Here is a 24362-nt window from a genome sequence, read left to right as displayed (position 1 = left end):
AGCAGCGGCCCACTTTTCAAGAAGGTGTAGTTGCGATGAAACGTGTAGGTCTGATCGGTTGGCGCGGGATGGTCGGTTCCGTGCTCATGCAGCGGATGCTGGAAGAGCAGGATTTCGATCTAATCGAGCCGGTGTTTTTCACCACTTCCAATGTCGGTGGCCAAGGCCCGTCCGTGGGCAAGGACATTGCTCCGCTCAAGGATGCTTACAGCATTGACGAGCTGAAGACCCTCGACGTGATTCTGACCTGCCAGGGCGGCGACTACACCAGCGAAGTATTTCCCAAGCTGCGCGAAGCCGGCTGGCAGGGTTACTGGATCGACGCGGCCTCCAGCCTGCGCATGAACGATGACGCGGTGATCATTCTCGATCCGGTCAACCGCAAGGTCATCGATCAGCAACTGGATGCCGGCACCAAGAACTACATCGGCGGCAACTGCACCGTCAGCCTGATGCTGATGGGCCTGGGCGGCCTGTTCGAAGCGGGTCTGGTGGAGTGGATGAGCGCCATGACCTATCAGGCGGCCTCCGGCGCCGGCGCGCAGAACATGCGTGAACTGATCAAGCAGATGGGCGCGACCCATGCTGCAGTCGCCGATCAACTGGCCGACCCGGCCAGCGCGATCCTCGACATCGACCGTCGCGTGGCCGATGCCATGCGCAGCGAAGCGTATCCGACCGAGAACTTCGGCGTTCCGCTGGCCGGCAGCCTGATCCCGTGGATCGACAAGGAACTGCCGAACGGCCAGAGCCGCGAAGAGTGGAAGGCCCAGGCCGAGACCAACAAGATTCTCGGTCGCTTCAAGAGCCCGATCCCGGTCGACGGTATCTGCGTGCGCATCGGCGCCATGCGTTGCCACAGTCAGGCGCTGACCATCAAGCTCAACAAGGACGTGCCGATCGCTGATATCGAAGGGCTGATCAGCCAGCACAACCCTTGGGTCAAGCTGGTGCCGAACAACCGTGAGATCAGCATGCAGGAGCTGAGTCCGACCAAGGTCACTGGCACTCTGAATGTTCCGGTTGGGCGTCTGCGCAAGCTGAACATGGGGTCGCAGTTTGTCGGTGCGTTTACCGTGGGCGATCAGTTGTTGTGGGGTGCGGCGGAACCGCTGCGTCGCATGCTGCGGATTTTGCTCGAGCGGTGATTGGTTGATGTGATGAAGAAGCCCGCGCCTTTTTTGAGGTGCGGGTTTTTTTTGTCGGGTGGTTGGAGGAGTACATATCCGTTGCTGCGGTAACGGCTTCTTATGGTTTCGCCCTTACGGCGACTCACTTTTTTTCAAACGCCAAAAAAAGTAAGCAAAAAACGCTTGCTCCTACGTACGGCCCTCGCAGGCTCGGGTCCCTTCGCTCCGGTATCGATCCGGGCGCAGCGGCTACGGTTTGCTTCGCTGCACCTCCTTCCGCTGTGTACGACTTCGTCGTACGGTCGCTGCGCTCCCACGCCCGGATCAATCCCTGCGCTCAGCCTTCCGACGTCGCCGGTGACGCAAGATCAAGAGCACGCGAGCTAACGCTCATTGTTGAGTGGTTAGAAGCGGGTGGTTGGCTTTGAATTTGTGGTGGGGCTGCCCCTCATCGGAACGCCGCCCGCCCAGCCCTCTCCCGAGGGAGAGGGAGCCGATCCTTGTGCTTTTCAAAGTCTGAATTCGACTCGGTATTGCATGTCGGCGTAACTCCCGCATCCACCCCGGTCAGTTCCCTCTCCCTCCGGGAGAGGGCTAGGGTGAGGGGCTTTTGACTTTTGGACTGAGCCATCGCCATCTTCAGCAGGCTGGCTCCCACAGCATCCTTCGCAACGGGGCCGGCACACGCACCGCAAATCCTGAGGAAAATTGCCTGCACGCCAGCCACCCGGTAAAGTGCCGCTCCCCCCGTTTCACCAGAGGCTCGCAGCATGACCCAGACCTTAGATATTGCCGTGATCGGCGCCACCGGTACTGTCGGCGAAACCCTCGTGCAAATCCTTGAAGAGCGCGACTTTCCCGTTGGTAATCTGCACCTGCTGGCCAGCAGTGAATCGGCTGGCAGTTCGGTGCTGTTTCGCAATAAAAACGTACGCGTGCGGGAAGTCGACGAGTTCGATTTCGGCAAGGTCAAACTGGTGTTTTTCGCCGCTGGCGCAGCGGTCTCTCTGAGCTACGCGGCCCGTGCGCATGCCGCTGGTTGTTCGTTGATCGACCTGTCTGGTGCCTTGCCGGCCGATCAGGCGCCGCAAGTGGTGCCGGAAGCCAATGTCGAACTGCTCGCCACGCTGAGCGCGCCGTTTCAGGTCAGCAGCCCAAGCCCTTCGGCGACGTCGCTGGCCGTGGTGCTGGCGCCATTGCTTGATCTGCTCGATCTGCAATACGTCAACGTCACCGCCAATCTGGCGGTTTCCGCGCAAGGTCGCGAAGCCGTGTCCGAGCTGGCGCGGCAGACCGCCGAGCTGTTGAACATGCGTCCGCTTGAGCCGACCTTCTTCGATCGGCAGATGGCGTTCAACTTGCTGGCCCAGGTCGGTACGCCTGATGCGCAGGGCCACACGCTGCTGGAAAAGCGTCTGGTGCGCGAGTTGCGTCAGGTGCTCGCGCAGCCTTCGCTAAAGATTTCCGCAACTTGCGTTCAAGCCCCGGTGTTTTTTGGCGATAGCTTTAGCGTGACCTTGCAATCCGCACGGGCTGTCGACCTGGAAAAGGTCAACGCTGCGCTGGAAGCGGCGTCGGGCATCGAGCTGGTCGTGGCCGGTGATTACCCGACCGCCGTCGGCGACGCGGTGGGGCAGGATGTGGTGTATGTCGGTCGCGTGCGCCTCGGTGTTGACGATCCGGCGGAACTAAATCTGTGGTTGACGTCAGATAACGTACGCAAAGGTGCAGCGCTCAATGCTGTGCAGGTGGCTGAATTGTTGATAAAAGACCTGCTGTAAAAGATACTTGGCAACAATTTGTCGACTGATTCTAGGTCAGCGCTATGCTTGATCCGAAACGTCGATGACGTGTCAGCCCTCCGGGACTTTCCGGGGCATCAAAGAAATGATCGCGCGCGACATCTGTCGTCGTCGCGCGCAATGCCTTACGGCAGCGCTATTCAAAAGCTTCTCGCTGGCCGAGGAACGTTCAAACAAAGGATGAGGCTATGGTTCAAGTTCGCAAACTGGTGTTAGCAATAGCGGCCGCCTCGGCGCTGTCCTCCGGTATGGCGCATGCCCTCGGGCTCGGGGAGCTGACCCTGAAGTCGACCCTGAACCAGCCGCTGGTGGCTGAAATCGAGCTGCTCGATGTCAAGGACCTCACCGCGGCAGAAGTGGTGCCGAGCCTGGCGTCACCTGAAGATTTCGCCAAGGCCGGCGTTGACCGCCAGGCTTTCCTCAATGATCTGACGTTCACCCCTGTGCTCAACGCCAGCGGCAAAAGTGTTTTGCGGGTGACTTCGAGCAAACCGCTGTCGGAACCGATGGTGAAATTCCTCGTGCAGGTGATGTGGCCGAACGGCCGCTTGCTGCGCGATTACAGCGTGTTGCTGGATCCATCGAAGTTCTCGCCGCAGACCGCTGATGCCGCAGCCCAACCGGCGCCGTCGCAAACCATCGCGGCACCGACCACGGGCGCCACGCACCGCGGGCAATACACCACCACGCCGCGCGATACCCTCTGGGAAATCGCCGCGAAGGCGCGCAATGGCGGCTCGGTGCAGCAGACCATGCTGGCCATTCAAGCCCTGAACCCGGATGCGTTTATCGGTGGCAACATCAACCGCCTGAAAACCGGTCAGGTATTGCGTCTGCCAGATCAGGTACAAAGCACGGCGTTGCCGCAGTCCGCAGCCATCGCTGAAGTCGCGGCGCAGAACGAAGCCTGGCGTCAGGGCCGGCGTTATGTGGCCAAGCCGGGCAGCGGTCAACAGCAACTCGATGCGACCAATCGCGGTCGCGGCAATACCGGTGCTGCGCCCAATGCGCAGGACAACCTGAGCCTGGTCTCCGCCGAAAGCGCCAAGGCTGGCCGCAAGGGCCCCGCCGGCGACGCTCAGGCGCTGAGCAACAAACTGGCAATCACTCAGGAAAACCTCGACACGACCCGTCGTGACAATGAGGAACTGAAAAGCCGCATGGCCGATCTGCAAAGCCAGTTGGACAAACTGCAAAAGCTGATCGAGCTGAAGAACAATCAACTGGCGAAGATGCAGGCCGACGGCGCTGTTGCTGCGCCTGGCGCTGCGCCCGGGGTTAATGGCGCGGTGCCGCCGGTACCGGCAATCACCGCTGAATTGGCGGCGACACCGCCAGCCACTCCAGCTGACGCCGCCTCGGCATCGCCCACTCCGGAATCGGCCATCGCGCCACCGGCAGAGACGCCAGTCGAGCCAGTGGTCGAGCCGGTTGTCGAAACCACGCCGGCCGCTGATGGCGACAAGACCTTCAATGAACTGCTGACCAATCCGATTCTGCTCGGGCTGATCGGTGGTGGTGCAGTGGTGCTGCTGCTTCTGCTGTTGCTGCTGGCCCGTCGCCGCAAAGCCCAGCAGGAAGCCGAGAAGCATGTGCGCATGGCTCGTGCGCTGGCTGAAGAGCAGGAGTTCTCCGCCGAACAGGATCTGCCGGAAAGCAGCTTTGAAGGTCTGGAAACACCGGCGGCGAGCGTCAAACTCAATACCCCGGCACCTGCGCCCGCGCCGACTCCGGCGCCGATCGTGGCGCCGGTGGTCATGGCCGAGCCGATTGCCGCGCCGCTGATCGCGCCGGCCGCGGATCGCTCCGATGACGTCCTCGACAAGGCTCAGTCGCATATCAATGCCGGTCGCCTGAATCAGGCGGCCGCGCTGCTGGAGGAGGGCGTCAGCCTCGAGCCGGAGCGCAGTGACCTGCGTCTGAAACTGATGGAAGTCTACGGTCAGCAGGGCGATCGCGACGCGTTCGTCGCGCAGGAGCGGCAACTGGTGGCCAACGGCGACAACTTCGCCAAAGTTGAAGCGCTGAAAAGCCGCTTCCCGGCGATGGCATTGGTGGCTGCGGGCGGTCTGGCCGCTGCGGCGGTCGCCGCCGAGCTGGACGCGCAATACGTCAAGGACCTGCTGCTGGACGAGCCTGAAGCGCCTGCGCCGGCTGAAGATGACCTGGACAGTGCCTTCGACCTGAGCCTGGACGATCTCGACAACATCACCCCGGTTGAGCCGGCGCCAGTGGTCGAGCCTGAAGCACCGGTCGAGTTGGACGCGTTTCCGGCCGACGATGACCTGAGTTTCGAGTCGGTGCTGCAACAGCAGACCGAAGCGAAAGAGAATCTCGACGACCTGTCGGACTTCGATCTTGATATGGATCTCGGTGCCGATCCGTCGCCAGCAACTTTGGCTGAAGACGAGTTCCTGCTTGATCTGGATGAAGGTGTGAAGGATCTGCCGCCAGTCGAGGCGCCAGTCGTTGCCGACGTACCGCAGGACGATCTGGAGCTGCCAGCCGACTTCGATCTGTCGCTGGCCGACGAGATGGACAGCAACCCAGCCACCGAGTCGAACGCCTTTACCACCGAACTGGACGATGTCAACGCCGAACTCGATCGCTTGTCGCAAAGCATCGCCGAGCCGACCTTCACCGAAGCCGACGCGGCGCTGGGTGACGATCTGGGCGAAGACGATTTCGACTTCCTCGCCGGTACTGACGAAGCGGCGACCAAGCTCGATCTCGCTCAGGCCTACATCGACATGGGCGACGCCGACGGCGCGCGCGACATCCTCAATGAAGTGTTGACCGAGGGTAATGAAACCCAGCGGGGCGAGGCCAAGGATATGCTTTCCAACCTGGTGTAGGTTCTGCGTTGAAGCAAAGCGGCAGCCATAGGCTGCCGTTTTTGTTTGTGCCCGATGGTGTGTTGTCTGGACTATTGCTATCGCGAGCAGGCTCACTCCTACATTTGGAATGCGTTCCCCTGTAGGAGTGAGCCTCCGATGGGGCCGTTGATGGCGGTAGAGAAGTCTGGCATCCCTGAACCACCGCCTTATAATGCCCGCCTTTGCAAACACAGCAGGCTGTCCCACCTTGGCTAACATAGATAACCCGGTCGCCGAAATGGCCCCCGACGGCTTTTACCGCGTCGCGCTGGGCGTCGAGTACAAAGGCTCGCGTTACAGCGGCTGGCAGCGGCAGCTGACGGGTGTCGCTACGGTGCAGGAAGAACTCGAAAAGGCCTTGTCGAAAGTCGCCAACTCGCCGGTTTCCCTGCAATGCGCCGGGCGTACCGACGCCGGCGTGCATGCCTGCGGGCAAGTGGTGCATTTCGACACTCAGGTCGATCGTTCGCTGAAGGCCTGGGTCATGGGCGCCAACATCAATCTGCCCCATGACATCAGCGTCAGCTGGGCGCGGGTGATGCCGGCGCATTTTCATGCACGCTTCAAGGCGATCGCCCGGCGTTATCGGTATGTGATCTATAACGACCAGATCCGCCCGGCGCATCTCAATGAAGAAATCACCTGGAATCACCGTCCGCTGGACGTCGAGCGCATGGCCGAGGCCGCGCAGTACCTGATTGGTACTCACGATTTCAGTGCGTTTCGTGCCGGCCAGTGCCAGGCCAAGTCACCGATCAAGAAGATGCATCACCTGCGCGTGACCCGGCACGGCAAAATGATCGTGCTGGATATCCGCGCCAATGCCTTTTTGCACCACATGGTGCGCAATATTGCCGGTGTGCTGATGACCATCGGTGCGGGTGAGCGCCCGGTCGAGTGGATGAAGGAAGTGCTGGAAAGCCGTGAGCGGCGCTCCGGGGGGGTGACCGCGCATCCTTACGGCTTGTACCTGGTGCAAGTCGAATACCACGATGAATTCCCGCTGCCGGAACGTTTCATCGGGCCACATTTCCTTACGGGTTTCTCCGAACTTGACGGCTGACGCCTTCGAACGCTTTTGTTACCATCCGGGACTTTCCCGGTTTTAGCCTCGGAGTGTTTCCACATGTCAGCCGTTCGCAGCAAGATTTGCGGGATTACCCGCATCGAAGATGCGCTCGCCGCGGTTGAGGCCGGGGCCGACGCGATCGGCCTGGTGTTCTATGCCAAAAGTCCGCGGGCGGTCAGCGTGCAGCAGGCTCGGGCGATCATCCAGGCGCTGCCACCCTTCGTCACTACGGTCGGCCTGTTCGTCAATGCCAGCCGCTGCGAGCTCGGGGAAATCCTCGATGCGGTGCCGCTGGACCTGCTGCAGTTTCATGGCGACGAAGCCGCCGAGGACTGTGAAGGCTGGCATCGTCCGTATATCAAGGCGCTGCGGGTCAAGGCGGGCGATGACATCGCAGCGGCCTGCGATGCCTATCCGGGCGCCAGCGGCGTGCTGCTCGACACTTACGTTGAAGGCGTGCCCGGCGGAACCGGAGAAGCATTCGACTGGTCACTGATCCCGCAGCATTTGAGCAAGCCGTTGATTCTGGCGGGCGGGCTGACTCCCGAGAACATTGCCGACGCGGTCGCACGGGTAAAACCTTACGCGGTGGATGTCAGCGGCGGGGTGGAGCAGAGCAAGGGCATCAAGGATCACGCCAGGATTCGAGCATTCATCGAGGCGGTACGCAAAGCACCATAAGGATGTGACGGCTGGCAGTCTGCCGCCGTCCATCAATGCACCTGCACACGGCAGGCGCGGCTGAGGGTTGTCGTTTCGCACGCAGGTCATGTTTCGCACTGATCGTGGCTAGCGGCAATCATCGCCACACACATGAATTTAGCTCAAGGGCATACGCGGGGCTGCGAACCAGAGCGTTCGGGCCGCCGGTACTGGAGAAAGAAAGCATGAGCAACTGGTTAGTAGACAAACTGATCCCTTCGATCATGCGCTCGGAGGTCAAGAAGAGCTCGGTGCCTGAAGGTCTGTGGCACAAATGCCCTTCGTGCGAGGCTGTGCTGTACCGTCCGGAGCTGGAAAAGACCCTGGATGTCTGCCCAAAGTGCAACCACCACATGCGCATCGGCGCACGCGCGCGCATCGATATTTTCCTCGATGCCGAAGGTCGCAATGAACTGGGCGCCGATCTGGAGCCGGTTGACCGTCTGAAATTCCGCGACGGCAAGAAATACAAAGACCGCCTGACCGCAGCGCAGAAGCAGACCGGCGAGAAAGACGCGCTGATCTCGGTCAGCGGCACGTTGCTGGGCATGCCGGTGGTGGTTTCGGCTTTCGAATTCAATTTCATGGGCGGTTCGATGGGCGCCATTGTCGGTGAGCGCTTTGTCCGTGCTGCCAACTACGCGCTGGAAAACCGTTGCCCGATGATCTGCTTCGCCGCTTCCGGCGGTGCGCGCATGCAGGAAGCCCTGATCTCGCTGATGCAGATGGCCAAGACTTCGGCCGTGCTGGCGCGTCTGCGCGAAGAAGGCATTCCGTTCATCTCGGTGCTGACCGACCCGGTCTACGGCGGCGTTTCCGCCAGTCTGGCGATGCTCGGCGACGTCATCGTCGGTGAGCCGAAAGCCCTGATCGGCTTCGCTGGTCCGCGCGTGATCGAACAAACCGTGCGGGAAAAACTGCCGGAAGGTTTCCAGCGCAGCGAGTTCCTGCTGGAGCACGGCGCGATCGACATGATCATCCATCGTCAGGAACTGCGTCCGCGTCTGGGCAACCTGCTGGCGCAAATGACTGGCAAGCCGACGCCGAAATTCGTCGCTGCGCCCGTCGAGCCGATCGTCGTACCGCCGGTCCCTGCCGGCCTATGACCGAGCGCACCCTTGGCGAATGGCTCGCCTACCTTGAGCAGTTGCATCCATCGGCCATCGACATGGGGCTGGAGCGTTCGCAACAGGTAGCGTCCCGCATGGGGCTGGGCCAGCCGGCGCCTCGGGTGATCACGGTTACCGGCACCAATGGCAAGGGTTCCACCTGCGCATTCGTGGCTGCATTGCTGCGTGCGCAAGGCCTGGACGTTGGTGTCTACAATTCTCCGCACCTGCTGCGTTACAACGAGCGGGTGCAGCTCAATGGCGTCGAAGCCACTGATGCACAGTTGTGCCAGGCGTTTGCCGCCGTCGAGGCCGGGCGTGGCGACACTTCCCTGACTTACTTCGAAATGGGCACGCTGGCGGCGTTCTGGCTGTTTCAACAGGCCGGTCTGGACGCGGTGGTGCTGGAAGTCGGCCTGGGCGGGCGGCTGGACACGGTCAACGTGGTCGATGCCGACATCGCGCTGGTGACCAGTATTGGCGTCGATCACGCTGATTATCTGGGTGATACCCGCGAGTCCGTGGCGTTCGAGAAGGCCGGTATCTTCCGCCAGGGCAAGCCCGCCTTGTGCGGCGATCTCAATCCTCCGCAACCGCTGCTCGACAAGGCACGTGAACTGGCGTGCCCTTTCTTCTTGCGCGGGCGTGATTTCGATCTCGGTGTCACTGACCGGTTCTGGCAGTGGCGCGGGACCGATGCGCAGGGGCAAGTGGTTGAGCTGCGCGATTTGCCGCTGCTCGATCTGCCGATGGAGAACGCCGCGCTGGCCTTGCAGGCGTACCTGTTACTTGGGTTGCCCTGGGATGCGCAGCAGATCGTGGCCGCGTTGCAGGCAACGCGCGTGGTCGGGCGCCTCGATCGGCGGACCTTCGAGTGGGGCGGCAAGCGTCTGAACCTGTTGCTCGATGTCGGCCACAATCCGCATGCCGCTGAATACCTGGCAGGTCGCCTGGCCACGCGTCCGCCGCTCGGCAAGCGTCTGGCGGTGTTCGGCCTGCTGGCCGACAAGGATCTTGATGGTGTTGTCGGCGAATTGAATGCTAGTGTCCAGCACTGGGCGGTGGCGCCGCTGGATTCGCCGCGTGCGCGTCCGGTTGCCGAATTGCACGCGGCGCTGCAGGGGATTGGCGCCTCGGTCACGTCTTACGCCAGTGTCGCCGCCGCTTTGGAAGGGCAGTGCGCGCTCGCGACCGCTGACGACGAGATTCTGTTGTTCGGCTCATTTTATTGTGTCGCCGAGGCCCTTGAATGGCTGTCCCGGCGCTCCACGGAGGAAGCGGCAAATGGCTTTGCTGGATAAAGCGTACAAGCAGCGCATGGTTGGCGCACTGGTGCTGGTGGCGCTGGCGGTGATTTTCCTGCCGATGCTGTTTTCTCGTCAGGACGAGCAGCGCCAGGTGACTGTCGATGCGCCCGCTGCGCCGCAAGCGCCGGTCGTGCCGCAGGTGCAGATGGAGCCGGTGGCCGTGCCGGAACCACAAGCCTTGCCGCAAGAGCCTGTGCCAACCGATGAAGAGGTCGCCGCAGACGCGACGCCGGCAGCTCCAGCAGCGCCCGCGGCACCAGCGCCGGCACCCACTGCGCCTATCGCAATCGCCAAGCCGGCAGCGCCGCCTGCGGTGTCCAAGCCGATTCCGGCACCGGCGCAGCCGATCACTTCATCGTCGACCAAGCCTGATCCGGCGCAAAGTCGCGTCGATGCCAACGGTCTATCCGTGAGCTGGTCGGTCCAACTGGCCAGTCTGTCGAGCCGCGCCAGCGCCGAAAGCCTGCAGAAAAATCTGCGTAGTCAGGGCTATAACGCCTACATCCGTTCTGCCGACGGCAAGAATCGGGTGTTCGTCGGTCCGCTGATCGAGCGTGCCGAAGCCGATCGTCTGCGCGATCTGCTCAGCCGTCAGCAGAACCTCAAGGGCTTTGTTGTGCGTTTCCAGCCCGAGCGCGGTTAAAAACTATCGCCTCGATTGAAAAGCACAGGAAATCGCAGCTTACCGAGAGGCATGCGCTCTGCTAAAATGCGCCGCCTTATCCGTCTGTAGGCTGCACTGTGCCATTTACCTGGGTTGACTGGGCGATCGTTGTAATCATCGCCATCTCCGCTTTGATCAGTCTGAGCCGCGGCTTCGTCAAGGAAGCATTATCGCTGGTGACCTGGATCATCGCAGGAGCCGTCGCCTGGATGTTCGGTGGCTCATTGTCCGAGTACCTCGCCGGATACATCGAAACTCCATCGGCTCGCGTGATCGCGGGCTGTGCCATCATGTTTGTCGCCACACTGATCGTGGGCGCAATGATCAATTATCTTATCGGCGAATTGGTTCGCGTCACCGGGTTGTCCGGGACCGATCGATTCCTCGGCATGGCCTTCGGCGCAGCGCGTGGCGTGTTGCTGGTGGTCGTGGCGGTCGGGCTGTTGAGCCTGGGGCCGGTACAGCAGGACGGGTGGTGGAAAGAATCACAGCTCGTACCCAAGTTTCTATTGGTCGCCGACTGGTCCAAAAACCTGATTCTCGGGTGGAGCAGTCAGTGGCTTGCCAGCGGAATCAGCGTACCCGCTGATATTCCGTTCAAGGAGCAACTCTTGCCGGCGGCGAAAACGCCTCAGTGAGTGTTGTTCAGTTCAGATCCATTAAGTAGGGGTTGCGTCGCATGTGTGGCATCGTCGGTATCGTCGGTAAGTCGAACGTCAATCAGGCGCTGTATGACGCGCTAACCGTGCTCCAGCACCGCGGCCAGGACGCTGCCGGTATCGTGACCAGCCATGATGGCCGGTTGTTCCTGCGCAAGGACAATGGCCTGGTGCGTGACGTGTTCCAGCAGCGTCACATGCAGCGTCTGGTCGGCCACATGGGTATTGGCCACGTCCGTTACCCGACGGCGGGCAGCTCGACTTCGGCCGAAGCCCAGCCGTTCTACGTCAACTCGCCTTACGGCATCACCCTGGCGCACAACGGCAACCTGACCAACGTTGAACAGTTGGCCAAGGAAATCTACGAGTCCGATCTGCGTCACGTCAACACCAGTTCCGACTCGGAAGTGCTGCTCAACGTGTTCGCCCACGAGCTGGCCCAGCGCGGCAAGCTGCAACCGACCGAAGAAGACGTGTTTGCCGCCGTGACTGACGTGCACAACCGCTGCGTCGGTGGTTACGCGGTCGTGGCCATGGTCACCGGTTACGGCATCGTCGGTTTCCGCGATCCGCACGGCATCCGTCCGATTGTGTTCGGCCAGCGTCACACCGACGAAGGCGTCGAGTACATGATCGCCTCGGAAAGCGTTTCGCTGGACGTGCTCGGTTTCACCTTGATTCGCGACCTCGCCCCAGGCGAAGCGGTGTACATCACCGAAGACGGCAAGCTGCACACCCGTCAGTGCGCGACCAACCCGTCGCTGACCCCGTGCATCTTCGAGCACGTCTATCTGGCGCGTCCGGATTCGATCATCGATGGCGTGTCGGTCTACAAGGCGCGTCTGCGCATGGGTGAGAAGCTCGCCGAGAAGATCCAGCGCGAGCGTCCGGAGCACGATATCGACGTGGTCATCCCGATTCCGGACACCAGCCGTACCGCGGCACTGGAACTGGCCAATCATCTGGGCGTGAAATTCCGCGAAGGTTTCGTCAAGAACCGCTACATAGGCCGGACCTTCATCATGCCTGGCCAGGCGGCACGCAAGAAGTCGGTGCGCCAGAAGCTCAACGCCATCGAACTGGAATTCCGCGGCAAGAACGTGATGCTGGTCGACGACTCGATCGTACGCGGCACCACGTGCAAGCAGATCATTCAGATGGCCCGCGAAGCCGGCGCGAAAAACGTCTACTTCTGCTCGGCGGCGCCGGCGGTACGCTTCCCGAACGTCTACGGCATCGACATGCCGAGCGCGCATGAACTGATCGCGCACAACCGTTCGACTCAGGACGTGGCGGATCTGATCGGCGCTGACTGGTTGATCTATCAGGATCTGCCGGACTTGATCGAAGCGGTCGGTGGCGGCAAGATCAAGATCGAGCAGTTCGATTGTGCGGTGTTTGACGGCAAGTACGTTACCGGCGACGTCGACGAGGCCTACCTGAACAAGATCGAACAGGCACGCAACGATGCCTCGAAGGTCAAGACCCAGGCGGTCAGTGCGATCATCGATCTGTACAACAACTGAGTTTCTACCGGCCCTGAGGGGCCGGTTTTGTATCTGATAGTCAATTTTCGAGAACAGGGCAAGGAGTGACAGCATGAGTCAGGAATGGGATGCCGGTCGGCTGGACAGCGACCTCGAAGGCGTAGCGTTCGATACTCTGGCCGTACGCGCCGGTCAGCACCGTACGCCGGAAGGCGAGCACGGCGATCCGATGTTCTTCACCTCCAGCTACGTGTTCCGTACCGCCGCCGATGCGGCCGCACGGTTTGCCGGAGAAGTGCCGGGCAACGTCTACTCGCGCTACACCAACCCGACCGTGCGCGCATTCGAAGAGCGCATTGCTGCGCTGGAAGGTGCCGAGCAGGCCGTTGCGACCGCCACCGGCATGGCGGCGATCATGGCAGTGGTCATGAGCCTGTGCAGTGCCGGTGACCACGTGCTGGTTTCGCGCAGTGTGTTCGGTTCGACCATCAGCCTGTTCGAGAAGTACTTCAAGCGCTTCGGTGTGCAAGTCGATTACGTGCCCCTCGCTGATCTGTCGGCGTGGGATGCGGCGATCAAGTCCAACACCAAGCTACTGTTTGTCGAGTCGCCCTCCAATCCGCTGGCCGAGCTGGTCGATATTGCCGCGTTGGCGGAAATCGCTCACGCCAAAGGCGCGATGCTGGTGGTCGACAATTGCTTCTGCACCCCGGCGTTGCAGCAGCCGTTGAAGATGGGCGCGGACATCGTGGTGCATTCGGCGACCAAATTCATCGACGGCCAAGGTCGTTGCATGGGCGGTGTAGTCGCTGGCCGAAGCGAGCAGATGAAAGAAGTTGTCGGCTTTCTGCGTACCGCCGGGCCGACGCTGAGCCCGTTCAATGCATGGATTTTCCTCAAGGGTCTGGAAACCCTCAACCTTCGCATGAAGGCGCATTGCGCCAACGCGCAGGAGCTGGCCGAATGGCTGGAACAGCAGGAAGGCATCGAGAAGGTCCATTACGCCGGTCTGAAAAGCCATCCGCAGCACGAACTGGCACAGCGCCAGCAGAAGGCCTTCGGTGCGGTGGTGAGTTTTGAGGTCAAGGGGGGCAAGGAGGGCGCCTGGCGCTTTATCGACGCCACTCGACTGATTTCGATCACCGCCAACCTCGGCGACAGCAAGACCACGATTACCCATCCAAGCACCACCTCCCACGGCCGTCTGGCGCCGCAGGAGCGGGAAGCGGCGGGTATTCGTGACAGCCTGATCCGCATTGCGGTCGGTCTGGAAGATGTGGCTGACCTGCAGGCCGATCTGGCGCGCGGTCTGGCTGCGTTGTGATCGAATTGTCTACGCCGACCGCAGGCACCCATGGCCGCGTTGCGCTGGTCACGGGGGCCGCGCGGGGCATCGGTCTGGGGATCTCGGCCTGGCTGATCAGCGAAGGCTGGCAAGTGGTGCTGACCGATCTCGATCGCACGCGCGGCTCGAAAGTGGCGAAGGTGCTGGGTGAGAATGCCTGGTTCATCGCCATGGATGTCGCCGACGAAAATCAGGTCGCCCTCGGCGTAGCTGAGGTGCTGGGGCAGTTTGGCCGGCTCGATGCGCTGGTTTGCAACGCCGCTGTGGCTGACCCCCATAACATCACCCTGGAAAGCCTTGATCTGGCGTACTGGAATCGCGTGCTGGCGGTGAACCTCAGCGGGCCGATGCTGCTGGCCAAGCACTGTGCACCGTACCTGCGCGCGCACAACGGTTCGATCGTCAATCTGGCCTCGACCCGCGCCCGTCAGTCCGAAGCAGATAGCGAAGCGTATGCGGCAAGCAAGGGCGGGCTGCTGGCACTGACTCACGCGCTTGCAATCAGCCTCGGCCCGGAGATTCGCGTCAACGCCGTCAGCCCCGGCTGGATCGATGCGCGCGACCCCTCTGCGCGGCGCGCCGAACCCTTGGCAGATGCCGATCATGCCCAGCATCCGGCGGGCAGGGTAGGCACGGTCGAAGACGTCGCGGCGATGGTGGCGTGGCTGCTGTCGAGGAATGCCGGGTTCGTCACCGGGCAGGAATTCGTCGTCGATGGCGGCATGACCAGGAAAATGATTTACACGGAATAATGGGCGAAGCCGCGATCCTGTAGGAGCGAGCCTGCTCGCGATAGCGGTTTCAGGGTTGATGCTTTATTCCGGGAATGACTCGATTCTGTCTTTTTCAGAAAAACTTCAATCCTGCTATTGACTTAGGTTCGCTACCTGCGTAAATTTCGCGGCCTCGGAGATGCAAACGGGTGATTAGCTCAGCTGGGAGAGCGTCTGCCTTACAAGCAGAATGTCGGCGGTTCGATCCCGTCATCACCCACCACTCCCGAGAAACTTGCGCAAGCAAGAGCGTAGGCTGAAAGTGCCTGCACCGACGCGCAGCGGTAGTTCAGTCGGTTAGAATACCGGCCTGTCACGCCGGGGGTCGCGGGTTCGAGTCCCGTCCGCTGCGCCATATTTCACGAGTCAGAGCAATCTGGTTCGCGATTGCAGAGCACCGAAGCCTGCAGTCAAAACGAGTTACTTGAGCGCAAGCTCAAAGCGATACGCAGCGGTAGTTCAGTCGGTTAGAATACCGGCCTGTCACGCCGGGGGTCGCGGGTTCGAGTCCCGTCCGCTGCGCCATATCTGCTCCAAGGACCACTGAACGCCTTGAAGCACCGAAGTCAGCCAACGGTTGATTCGGAATCGATAGCAAAGACCCTGGTCGAAAGACCGGGGTTTTTTGTGTCTGAAATTTGATCTTCCCTCCTGAATCCAGCGCAAATCCCTTGTAGGAGTGAGCCTGCTCGCGATCGCGGTAGTCCAGTCGCCAACTTGTGACTGAAAAATCGCAATCGCGAGCAGGCTCACTCCTACAGGATTCGATTTTCAAATCAGTTGCTGCGATACCACGCCGCATTGATTTTTTGATTATTTGGTCAGCTTTTTTGTGTCTGGTTGTTTGCTGCGGCCTCGGAAACCTTTAAAGTTAACCTTTCGGTCAGCTTTGCACTGTCAACACAGCTCTTTGCTTCGCCAGAAAGGGCTTCTGCAAGACTCGAGATCCCCAGTAGATAACCACAAGGGCGGATATATAACCGCCCAGAGGATGATCCATGTCCAACCGTGAAATATCCCGGCGCTCGTTCCTCCAGGGCGGGCTGGTGGCGGGTGTGAGCGTCACGCTCACGCCGCTCAGCAGTCAGGCGCTGGCTGCCTTGATGGAAAACAGCGTCACTGTGCCGTCCGAGCAGTGGCTCGGCCACAATGGCAAGGCGCGTCAGCGAAACGATGCCTTGTCCAAGGTCTGCGGCAGCAAAGTGTTTGCCCGCGACATCCGCTCCAAAGACATGCCGGGCTGGCCGCACCAGCAAGGCCACGCCATGTTGCTGAAAACCATCAAGGCTGACCGAATCTACAACGGCTTCGACCTGTCCTGGCTCGGCACCGAGTTGCAGCCGGACCGCATCGTCACCGCCGCTGACCTGGACAAGGACGGCATCGTCTTCCCCGAAGAGCACGCCCCTGATCCGCTGCTGCCGGAAGGCAAGGTACCGATGTTCATCGGCCACCCGGTGGCGATCCTGATCTGGAACGATTTCGAGCGTTTCCGTCAGGCCAAGAACCAGCTCAAATTCAACGACAAAGCGATTCGTTACGGCGACAAGGTGCCGTTCTACGAAGGCGATCCCTACGGCAGCTTCCGCTACGTACGTGTCGGCGGCCCGACCTCGGCGGATGAAGACGAGTTTGCCAGCCTGAAGGACTCGATCCTGTTCCCGATGCTGAAAAACCGTCGCCCGGTGTGGAATTCCCAGCCGAACCTGCACGGCAACCTGACCGAGCGCGGCCTGTTCTACGCCGAGCGCATGAAGAAAGAGATCGATACGCCGCCGGACAACTGGCTGGTGTTCGACGAGCGCTACAAGACCCCATCGATCGAGCCGGCCGCGCTGGAACCGGACAACGGCAACGGCTGGTACGATCCGCAGACCAAAACCCTGCACTTCGTCGTGGCCACCCAGTGCCCGCTGGAAGTGGCGACCGAGACCGCGAAAATGATCGCGCCGTCGCGTTTTGGCCTCGCCAGTCTGAACATGCACCCGGGTTACACCGTCGGTTATGGCTCCAAGGACCACAACATTTTCGTCTACTACGCAGCCCTCGCTGCGCTGTATGGCGCTGGGGTGCCGGTGCGTCTGGCCAACGACCGCTACGAGCAATTTCAGAGCGGCATCAAGCGTCACCCGTTCGACATCCGCTACCAGTTGGCCGTGGACAAGAACGACTACACCTTCAAGATCTTCCGCGCTGAAATGAGCGTCGACGGTGGCGGTCGGGTCAACTACAGCCCGTCGGTGGCGGCGGTTGGTGCAACAGCGGCGCAGTCGATCTACTACATGCCGCAGAACGATCTGCAGGTCACGGCGTACCATTCACGTGCGGTGGAAGCAGGCTCGATGCGCGGTTACGGCACATTGCAGAGCATGGCATCGACCGAAATGATGGTCGATGAAATCGCCGATCGCCTCGGCGTCGACGCAATTGATCTGCGGCGCAAGAACGCCCTGCGTTCGGGCATGAAAAACACTCAGGGCGCGATTCCTGCCGGTGCACTGCGCCTGCATGAAATTCTCGACAAGGCCGCGGTGCACCAAGTCTGGAAAAACCGCAACGCGATCAAGCAGCAGCGCGAAGCGGCAGACCCGGACAACTGGTACGGCGTCGGTTTCGCCATTTGCCAGAAAGACTTCGGCACCGGTTCCGAAGCGCCGATGGCCAGCGTCGAGTTCAACGCTGACGGGCGCATCAGCCTTCGCCACATCGGTATCGAAATCGGCACTGGCATGTCCACCTCGCAAGCGCTGGTGGTTGCCGATTTCCTCGGCAGCCCGGCCCATGAAGTGAAAACCGGCGAAACCGAATGGAAGGAAATGCAGCTGATCACCAGTGGCAACCCTTACATCATGAGCCAGGCCGAGCAGGACAACCTGCTGCGCAACCCGCGTTGGGTCGGCAAATTGGCTTCGGCATCGTCGGCGACCAACTCGGCTTACTACTTCAGCCATGCCACCCGGGAAGCGGCGCGCGTGCTGTTCAATCATGGACTGTGGCCAGCGGCGCTGGAGATCTGGCGTCAGGGCCCGCATGGCGGCCAGGCCAACCCTTACGTGGTGCGTCGCGAAGATGCGCACTGGGTCGACGGCAAACTTACCGCCAACGGCATGCAACCGCTGAGCTTCGAAGAACTGGCCAAGCGCGCTCACGAACGCGGTCTGGTCACCGCGGCCACCGTGCACGGTTTCAACCGCTGGAGCTGGGCCGAGGCTGAATACAGCATCGACGGTGTACGCGAGCGCCTGCCGCTTGACGGTCTGGCGGTGAAGTACGGTGATGGCGCGCCGCAAGCGAAAAAGGCGCAGATGAACAGCGCCGGTTTCCATTTGCTCGATCGCCAGAACATCAACTACCCGGTGGTGCAGTTGAATAACGCCGCGGTGACGTACTACAGCCCGGTCGCCACGCTGGTCGAGCTTAAGGTCAATAAAGGTTCTGCAGAAGTTGAAGTGCTCAACCACCATTCGTGGGTCGAGTGCGGCCGCGTGCTGGTCGAAGAACTGGTCAAGGGCCAGCTCGAAGGCGGCATCGCCATGGGCATCGGGCACGCTTTGATGGAAGAAATGCCGCTGTACGAAGGTGGGCCGGGGGAGGGTGACTGGAACTTCAACCGCTATCGCTTGCCGATGGCTCGTCACGTTGCGGTGTGGAAGCAGACCGCGGAAATTCTGCCGCCGCTGTCACCGAGCGATCCGTCCAAGGGCATCGCCGAGGTGGTGATGATCCCGATTGTCGGCGCCATCGGTAACGCCGTGGCACACGCCATCGGTAAACGTGTTCGCGACCTGCCCATCACTGCTGCGCGCATCAAGGAGGCCCTCAATGGCTAACCGTCCGCTTCAACTGACCCTCAATGGTCAATCTGTCGGCCCGGTGGACATCCCTGATGACCTGCCGATGATCGACTATTTGCACGAATACAAAAACCTCACCGGTTCGCGTCTGGGCTGTGGCCAAGGCATCTGCCACGCCTGCGTGGTGATCGTCGACAACCCGGACGGCACCAGCGAAGAAGTGCGCACCTGCATCACCGGCGCACATTATTTCGAGGGCAAAAAGGTTCGCACCATCGAGGCCCACGCCAAGCGTGACGAGCAGGGCCAGGTCACTGAGCTGAATCCGATCCAGCAACGCTTCGTCGATGAGTTCGCCTTCCAGTGCAGCTACTGCGCGCCGGGCTTCGTCAACGCCGCGACGGTATTGGTGGAAAAGCTGCAGCGTCAGCCAATCGTCAAAAGCCAGCTGGAACAAGTCATCGAGGACAGCCTCGGCCATCACGTCTGCCGTTGCACCGGGTACGTGCGTTATTACAACGCCACCCGCAACGTGCTGACCGATCTCGGCTTGGTCAAGGAGGGTTGAACATGAAGCGTTTATTGACCCGCCTGACGCTGGCGGTCGGCCTTGCCGCGCCAGTGTTGTTTGCCCATGCCGATGAGCAAGTCAAACGCGGCGAATACCTCGCCCGCGCAGCCGACTGCATGGCTTGCCACACCGCCGCCGGTGGCGCGCCGTTTGCCGGCGGACTGCCGATCGTCTCGCCGTTCGGCACGATCTACGGCACCAACATCACTCCGAGCAAGAAATACGGCATCGGTTTGTACAACGATGACGAATTCTTCGCTGCGCTGACCGAAGGCAAGCGGCGCGACGGGGCGAACCTGTATCCGGCGATGCCGTATACCTCGTATCACCTGATGCCGCGCGCAGACTCCGATGCGATTCATGCCTATCTGAAAACCATCGAGCCGATCGAGCGTGCCGCGCCGGTCACCAGCCTGAGTTTTCCGTTTAACGTGCGCCCGGGCCTGATGGGCTGGAACATGCTCTATGGCAGCGCTCTGAAGCTGGAACCGGCCGAAGGCAAAAGCGAAGCGTGGAAGCGCGGCCAGTACATGGTCGAAGTGCTCGGCCACTGCGGCGAATGCCATACCCCGCGCGGCCTGCCGGGCGCAATGCAGCTGGACAAGCGCTTGACTGGCGGCATCCTCAACGGCTACCTGGCGCCGAGCCTGCTCGCCACCGATCTGGCTGCGCGCGGCTGGAACCAGCAGGATCTGGCGACGTTTCTTAAGCACGGCATGAGTGCGCAGGGCACGATGTTCAACGAGATGTTCCCGGTGTTTCACAACAGCACCCAGGGTCTCAAGGATCCGGATCTGGCGGCCATGGCGACTTTCCTGCTGGGCGAGCAACCGCCGGCAGCCAAGGCGCTGGTTGAAGTGCCAGTCGCGCAGCTCGGTGCCAGTGCCCAGCGCGGTCGTCAGGAATACCTGAACGTCTGCGCCGGTTGTCACGCGGCGGGCGGCGAAGGCAAGCCGCACATCGCGGTGGCCATGCGCGGCAACACCACGTTGCGTCTGGAAGACCCGCGTAACCTGCTGCGGGTGATCGAGGACGGCATCGGCGAACAGAAGTTTTCCGGGTTCGAGCACATGCAACCAATGCCGGGATTTGCCGACAAGCTCAGTCCTGAGCAACTGACCGATCTGCTCAACTACCTGCGTCAAGGCTGGGGCGGGCAATCGGCAGAGCTGGCGGTGAGCGAGGTGCAGAAGCTGCAAGCCGACGCACCGTCGATCGAGCACAAGGCGCACTGACATGCAGCATCTCGATCTGCAAGTGGTGCGCCGGGCGCTGGAGTGGTCACAGGCCGGGCAGCGCATCTGGCTGTGCACGGTGCTGGCGACCTATGGCTCGGCACCGCGCGCGCCGGGTTCGCTGTTGGCGGTGAATGACGGCGGGCAGTGGATCGGATCGCTGTCCGGTGGTTGCGTCGAGGAAGATTTTCTCCAGCGAGTCGCCGAGGGTGCGTTTCACGATGCCGTCACCGTTGTGCGTTACGGCGAGGGTGACGATCCGCGCTCGCGGGTCAGTCTGCCCTGTGGCGGCATTCTTGATGTGCTGGTGGAAAAACTGGATGCCGATTGCGAGGTGCAGGCGCATCTGCGCGAACTGCAATCGGCGCTGCTCGGTCAGCGTCGTCTGATTCGTGAGGTCGATTTGGCCGATGGTGCGCGCAGACTGTTCGCTGACCGCGAGCAGGGCGCGCGGATCGAGCGCGAGCTTGATCGGGTACGCGTTCGTATCGGCGCGGCGCAGCGCTTGTTGCTCGCCGGGTATTCCAGCGTCGCGCAGGCGTGCGCCGAGTTCGCCGTAGGCCTGGGCTTCGAGGTGATTCTCTGCGACCCGCGCGATGAAGTGCTTGAGGGAGTCATACTCGATGGCGTGGAAATTCGCCGGCAGTTGCCGTCGGTGTTCATTGCTCACGGCGGCTGTCATCGTGATACCGCGGTGGTGGCGCTGACTCATGATCCACGTATCGACGATCTGGCGATGATGGAAGCGGTGCGCACCGAAGCGTTCTACATCGGCGTGATGGGTTCACTGCAGACTTCGCAAAAGCGCTTCGAGCGTTTGCGTCGGATTGGCGGACTGGGGGAGGGCGAGCTGGCGCGGATTCGTGCGCCGATCGGTCTCAATCTCGGCAGCAAGACTCCGGCGGAAATCGCCTTGGCGGTGCTGGCGGATATCTTGCGAATCCGAAGCGGGATTCCTCGGGACCAGCTCTGAGTTTACGTTGGATGAAAAAGGGGACGCTGTTCAGCGGCCCCTTTTTTTACATTCCGAATTTGTCGCGCAATCCGTAATACCACGCGCCGAGTGCGGCGAACGGTGTGCGCAGCAGCTGCCCGCCGGGAAACGGGTAATGCGGCAGGTCGGCGAACGCATCGAAACGCTCGGCCTGACCGCGCAACGCTTCGGCTAACACCTTGCCCGCCAGGTGCGTATACGTGACGCCATGGCCGCTGCAACCTTGCGAGTAATAGATGTTGTCGCCAAGGCGTCCGACCTGCGGCAAACGCGACAGCGTCAGCAGGAAGTTTCCGGTCCAGGCGTAGTCAATCTTCACATCTTTGAGCTGCGGAAAAGCCTTGAGCATTTTCGGGCGGATAATCGCCTCGATATTGGCCGGGTCACGCGCGCCATACACCACACCGCCGCCGAAGATCAGGCGTTTGTCACTCGTCAGGCGGTAGTAGTCGAGCAGGTAGTTGCAGTCTTCAACGCAATAGTCCTGCGGCAGCAGTGCTTTGGCCAACTCATCGCCCAACGGCTCGGTGGTGATCACCTGAGTGCCGCACGGCATCGATTTGGCTGCTAGCTCCGGTACCAGGTTGCCGAGGTAGGCATTGCCAGCAACGATGATGAACTTGGCCCTGACCTTGCCCTGCGGCGTATGCACAACCGGATTGGCACCGCGTTCAATACGCACTGCCGGCGACTGTTCATGAATAATGCCGCCGAGGGACTCAACGGCTGCCGCTTCGCCGAGCGCCAGGTTCAGCGGATGGATATGCCCGCCGCTCATGTCGAGCATGCCGCCGACGTATTGCTCACAACCGACGACTTCACGAATACGACGCTGATCCAGCAGCTCAAGCTGGGTGTGGCCAAAACGCTCCCAGAGGCGCTTCTGCGATTCCAGATGGCCCATCTGCTTGGGTGTAAGCGCGGCGAACACGCCGCCGTCCTTCAAATCGCATTGAATATTGTATTTGGCCACACGCTCGCGAATGATCCGACCGCCCTCGAAGGCCATCTGCCCAAGCAATTGCGCTTGCTTCGGACCGACGCTGCGTTCGATCACGTCAATGTCCCGGCTGTAACTGTTGACGATCTGCCCGCCATTGCGCCCCGAAGCGCCGAAGCCGACCCTGGCCGCTTCCAGCACGGTTACGCGAAAACCGTTCTCCAGCAGAAACAGCGCCGAGGACAGCCCGGTGTACCCGGCGCCAATCACACAGACATCCGTCTCCACATCATCCTGTAGCGCCGGACGGGACGGCGCGGCGTTGGCCGACGCAGCGTAATACGATTCTGGGTAAGGGGTGTTCGCCATCCTGCCGCCTCTGTTTAATATATTTTACGAGTGCGCCGATCCTACCCGAGTTGAAAAACCTCCGCCAGCCACCGGAAAAACCGTGTTGCCGGGGGCAAATTAAATATTTTGCATATTCATAGGGTTAGGTGAAAAAAAGGTGTTGACACCCCTCCGGAATTCCGTAGAATGCCGCCTCACAGCAGGCACGTAGCTCAGTTGGTTAGAGCACCACCTTGACATGGTGGGGGTCGTTGGTTCGAGTCCAATCGCGCCTACCAAACAAAATCCGCTCTGCTGGGCGGTCTGAAAGGGCTCACCGAAAGGTGAGCCCTTTTTTGTTGTCTGGAATTTGCCAAATCCGCTTGGTGACCTACGTAAATGAAAGGGCTTTCAAGCGTGTACGGTCAGGCGCTCTGCGGATTACTGCGTCCGTTTTCTTCTCCCGCCAGATTTGTGAAGAATATGCAGCCTATCAGCCTTGCGAACAGCGTCAGTGTTTCGGCGAGGTCCGGGTTATCGAACAGCACCGCCCGAGAGTCCAGCGCGCATAGAGCACCCCACAGCCGGCCATCCGGCAAGAAAACAGGTGCTCCTGCATAGCTCTCGATCGCAAATTGTTTCACCACTGGACGCGAGCAAAGCCGACCGTCTTCACTGATTTTCGGCAGGAAAAGCACCTTGGGATCGCGCCGAAATTCGCTACAAAGCGTGGTCTCCAGATCCAGGGTATCGCCGACGTTGATACCCAGCTCGATCGGATCGTACGCCGAGCAAACTATCCATTCGGTTTCGGTAAATTTTGCGATCCCGGCAAAGCGTGTTCCGGTCAAGCGCGTTACGAGCTGCAAGATATTGGTTGTTGCTTCGATTTCGGCAATCGCCGAGCGCTCTTCTGCACTCAGGGATGCTTTGAGAACAGTCTCACTCATTTCCATACGTTCAAATCTCCGGATTGCTTCTGCGTTGCCGGGTCTGTCCCTGACATCGTATTTACCAAGGTTCTTGCCAGCGGCGTTAGCGTAGCCTTCCTCGCGGGCCTTTGTCACAGGACCATTTCCTGCATTGACCGTTCGCTTTCAGGTACGTTAGTCCAGCATCCACTAAAATAATGTGGATATTGAAGGGGTTACGGTCGTATTGAACCAGCCGGTTATCAGAAAATTGTTGTGACGGCAGGTGGGATTGAGTAACATCCGCCCCGCGTTCACCACCACGGTTTATGCATTTTTAAATCCCAAGCTTCCATCAGCTGCTTGGGATTTTTTTTGCCTGCGATTTGGCTTTTTCTTTCGTGACGATTCGGTTCGACAAGGACGCTACGCGTTTCACGATTTTCCGAACGGATAGCTTTGGCGCGCGGCGAAGCGCTCGCGACAGGCGCGCCCATCAGTCATGTCGAGGTCTTGGTATTGGTATTGGTGGTGATCGTAGCGACCGGAATGGCGCGTGGCGTGACATTTGTTTAGCGGTGCGAATTCCCTGCGCTCTATCGGAAACGTCCGACAGCCAGTCTTTGAGATGGCAGGTAGTATCTGGCGGGCAACGGGGGGAATG

At 60.7% G+C, this 24362-nt stretch carries 19 protein-coding genes, 4 tRNA genes and 1 pseudogene; 21 read left to right on the top strand and 3 right to left on the bottom strand.

Annotated features, from left to right (window positions below):
• The first annotated feature begins 35 nt into the window (after window positions 1-35).
• The 19 genes from asd to BLU24_RS19130 all read left to right on the top strand — a co-directional run bounded on the left by asd (window position 36) and on the right by BLU24_RS19130 (window position 21496).
• Window positions 36-1148, top strand: a complete 1113-nt coding sequence (gene asd, locus BLU24_RS19225) for an aspartate-semialdehyde dehydrogenase (RefSeq protein ID WP_039762046.1) — start codon at window positions 36-38, stop codon at window positions 1146-1148.
• A 752-nt stretch (window positions 1149-1900) separates the two neighbouring features.
• Window positions 1901-2911: an aspartate-semialdehyde dehydrogenase gene (locus BLU24_RS19215; protein ID WP_093102837.1), complete on the top strand. Its 1011-nt coding sequence runs from the start codon at window positions 1901-1903 to the stop codon at window positions 2909-2911.
• A gap of 209 nt (window positions 2912-3120) precedes the next feature.
• Window positions 3121-5787, top strand: coding sequence for a FimV/HubP family polar landmark protein (locus BLU24_RS19210; protein ID WP_093102834.1), 2667 nt, complete (start codon window positions 3121-3123; stop codon window positions 5785-5787).
• 259 nt (window positions 5788-6046) lie between these two features.
• Window positions 6047-6871 (top strand): tRNA pseudouridine(38-40) synthase TruA, encoded by an 825-nt coding sequence (truA, locus tag BLU24_RS19205; protein WP_047600206.1) that lies wholly within the window; start codon window positions 6047-6049, stop codon window positions 6869-6871.
• Window positions 6872-6934: 63 nt separating this feature from the next.
• Window positions 6935-7558, top strand: a complete 624-nt coding sequence (locus BLU24_RS19200) for a phosphoribosylanthranilate isomerase (RefSeq protein WP_093102831.1) — start codon at window positions 6935-6937, stop codon at window positions 7556-7558.
• A 206-nt stretch (window positions 7559-7764) separates the two neighbouring features.
• Window positions 7765-8685 (top strand): acetyl-CoA carboxylase, carboxyltransferase subunit beta, encoded by a 921-nt coding sequence (gene accD, locus BLU24_RS19195; protein ID WP_090282652.1) that lies wholly within the window; start codon window positions 7765-7767, stop codon window positions 8683-8685.
• A complete protein-coding gene (gene folC, locus BLU24_RS19190) occupies window positions 8682-9989 on the top strand; it encodes a bifunctional tetrahydrofolate synthase/dihydrofolate synthase (RefSeq protein WP_093102829.1) in 1308 nt (435 codons plus the stop codon). The genes accD and folC overlap by 4 nt, the downstream gene beginning before the upstream one ends.
• The gene (locus BLU24_RS19185; RefSeq protein ID WP_093102826.1) at window positions 9973-10638 is read left to right on the top strand and encodes an SPOR domain-containing protein; all 666 of its coding nucleotides are present in this window, start codon (window positions 9973-9975) and stop codon (window positions 10636-10638) included. The genes folC and BLU24_RS19185 overlap by 17 nt, the downstream gene beginning before the upstream one ends.
• 98 nt (window positions 10639-10736) lie before the next feature.
• Window positions 10737-11297, top strand: coding sequence for a CvpA family protein (locus BLU24_RS19180; protein WP_093102824.1), 561 nt, complete (start codon window positions 10737-10739; stop codon window positions 11295-11297).
• A gap of 41 nt (window positions 11298-11338) precedes the next feature.
• Window positions 11339-12844, top strand: coding sequence for an amidophosphoribosyltransferase (purF, locus tag BLU24_RS19175; protein ID WP_090282656.1), 1506 nt, complete (start codon window positions 11339-11341; stop codon window positions 12842-12844).
• 73 nt (window positions 12845-12917) lie between these two features.
• Window positions 12918-14129: an O-succinylhomoserine sulfhydrylase gene (locus tag BLU24_RS19170; protein WP_093102822.1), complete on the top strand. Its 1212-nt coding sequence runs from the start codon at window positions 12918-12920 to the stop codon at window positions 14127-14129.
• Window positions 14126-14902 (top strand): SDR family oxidoreductase, encoded by a 777-nt coding sequence (locus tag BLU24_RS19165; RefSeq protein WP_093102819.1) that lies wholly within the window; start codon window positions 14126-14128, stop codon window positions 14900-14902. Before BLU24_RS19170 ends, BLU24_RS19165 begins: the two co-directional genes overlap by 4 nt.
• Window positions 14903-15070: 168 nt before the next feature.
• A tRNA-Val gene (locus tag BLU24_RS19160) sits at window positions 15071-15146 on the top strand.
• A gap of 55 nt (window positions 15147-15201) precedes the next feature.
• A tRNA-Asp gene (locus BLU24_RS19155) sits at window positions 15202-15278 on the top strand.
• Between the two features lie 93 nt (window positions 15279-15371).
• A tRNA-Asp gene (locus BLU24_RS19150) sits at window positions 15372-15448 on the top strand.
• A gap of 473 nt (window positions 15449-15921) precedes the next feature.
• Window positions 15922-18753 (top strand): xanthine dehydrogenase family protein molybdopterin-binding subunit, encoded by a 2832-nt coding sequence (locus tag BLU24_RS19145; RefSeq protein ID WP_093102816.1) that lies wholly within the window; start codon window positions 15922-15924, stop codon window positions 18751-18753.
• A complete protein-coding gene (locus BLU24_RS19140) occupies window positions 18746-19285 on the top strand; it encodes a (2Fe-2S)-binding protein (protein WP_090282659.1) in 540 nt (179 codons plus the stop codon). Before BLU24_RS19145 ends, BLU24_RS19140 begins: the two co-directional genes overlap by 8 nt.
• Before the next feature lie 2 nt (window positions 19286-19287).
• A complete protein-coding gene (locus BLU24_RS19135) occupies window positions 19288-20523 on the top strand; it encodes a c-type cytochrome (protein ID WP_093102813.1) in 1236 nt (411 codons plus the stop codon).
• Between the two features lies 1 nt (window position 20524).
• Window positions 20525-21496 carry an XdhC family protein gene (locus BLU24_RS19130; protein WP_093102810.1) on the top strand — a complete coding sequence of 324 codons (972 nt, stop codon included), beginning with the start codon at window positions 20525-20527 and terminating at the stop codon, window positions 21494-21496.
• A 46-nt stretch (window positions 21497-21542) separates the two neighbouring features.
• On the opposite strand, the gene BLU24_RS19125 is transcribed toward BLU24_RS19130, so the two are convergent.
• On the bottom strand, window positions 21543-22826 hold the full coding sequence (locus tag BLU24_RS19125) for an NAD(P)/FAD-dependent oxidoreductase (protein ID WP_093102807.1): 1284 nt from the start codon (window positions 22824-22826) through the stop codon (window positions 21543-21545).
• 183 nt (window positions 22827-23009) lie between these two features.
• Between BLU24_RS19125 and BLU24_RS19120 the strand changes: the two genes are divergently transcribed.
• Window positions 23010-23086, top strand: a tRNA-Val gene (locus tag BLU24_RS19120).
• Window positions 23087-23212: 126 nt separating this feature from the next.
• On the opposite strand, the gene BLU24_RS19115 is transcribed toward BLU24_RS19120, so the two are convergent.
• Window positions 23213-23743, bottom strand: coding sequence for a GAF domain-containing protein (locus BLU24_RS19115; protein WP_093106850.1), 531 nt, complete (start codon window positions 23741-23743; stop codon window positions 23213-23215).
• Between the two features lie 269 nt (window positions 23744-24012).
• A complete protein-coding gene (locus BLU24_RS27685) occupies window positions 24013-24195 on the bottom strand; it encodes a hypothetical protein (RefSeq protein ID WP_157720862.1) in 183 nt (60 codons plus the stop codon).
• Here BLU24_RS27685 and BLU24_RS28045 point away from each other — a divergent pair.
• Window positions 24149-24274: pseudogene (locus tag BLU24_RS28045) on the top strand (DUF2214 family protein); the annotation flags it as partial. The gene BLU24_RS27685 and the pseudogene BLU24_RS28045 sit on opposite strands and share 47 nt — an antisense overlap.
• Between the last annotated feature and the right edge of the window lie 88 nt (window positions 24275-24362).

Source organism: Pseudomonas sp. Z003-0.4C(8344-21), assembly GCF_900104975.1.
GTDB classification, from domain to species: domain Bacteria; phylum Pseudomonadota; class Gammaproteobacteria; order Pseudomonadales; family Pseudomonadaceae; genus Aquipseudomonas; species Aquipseudomonas granadensis.
Note: the sequence above shows the minus strand (reverse complement) of the source record. Positions and strands in the feature narration are given on the sequence as shown.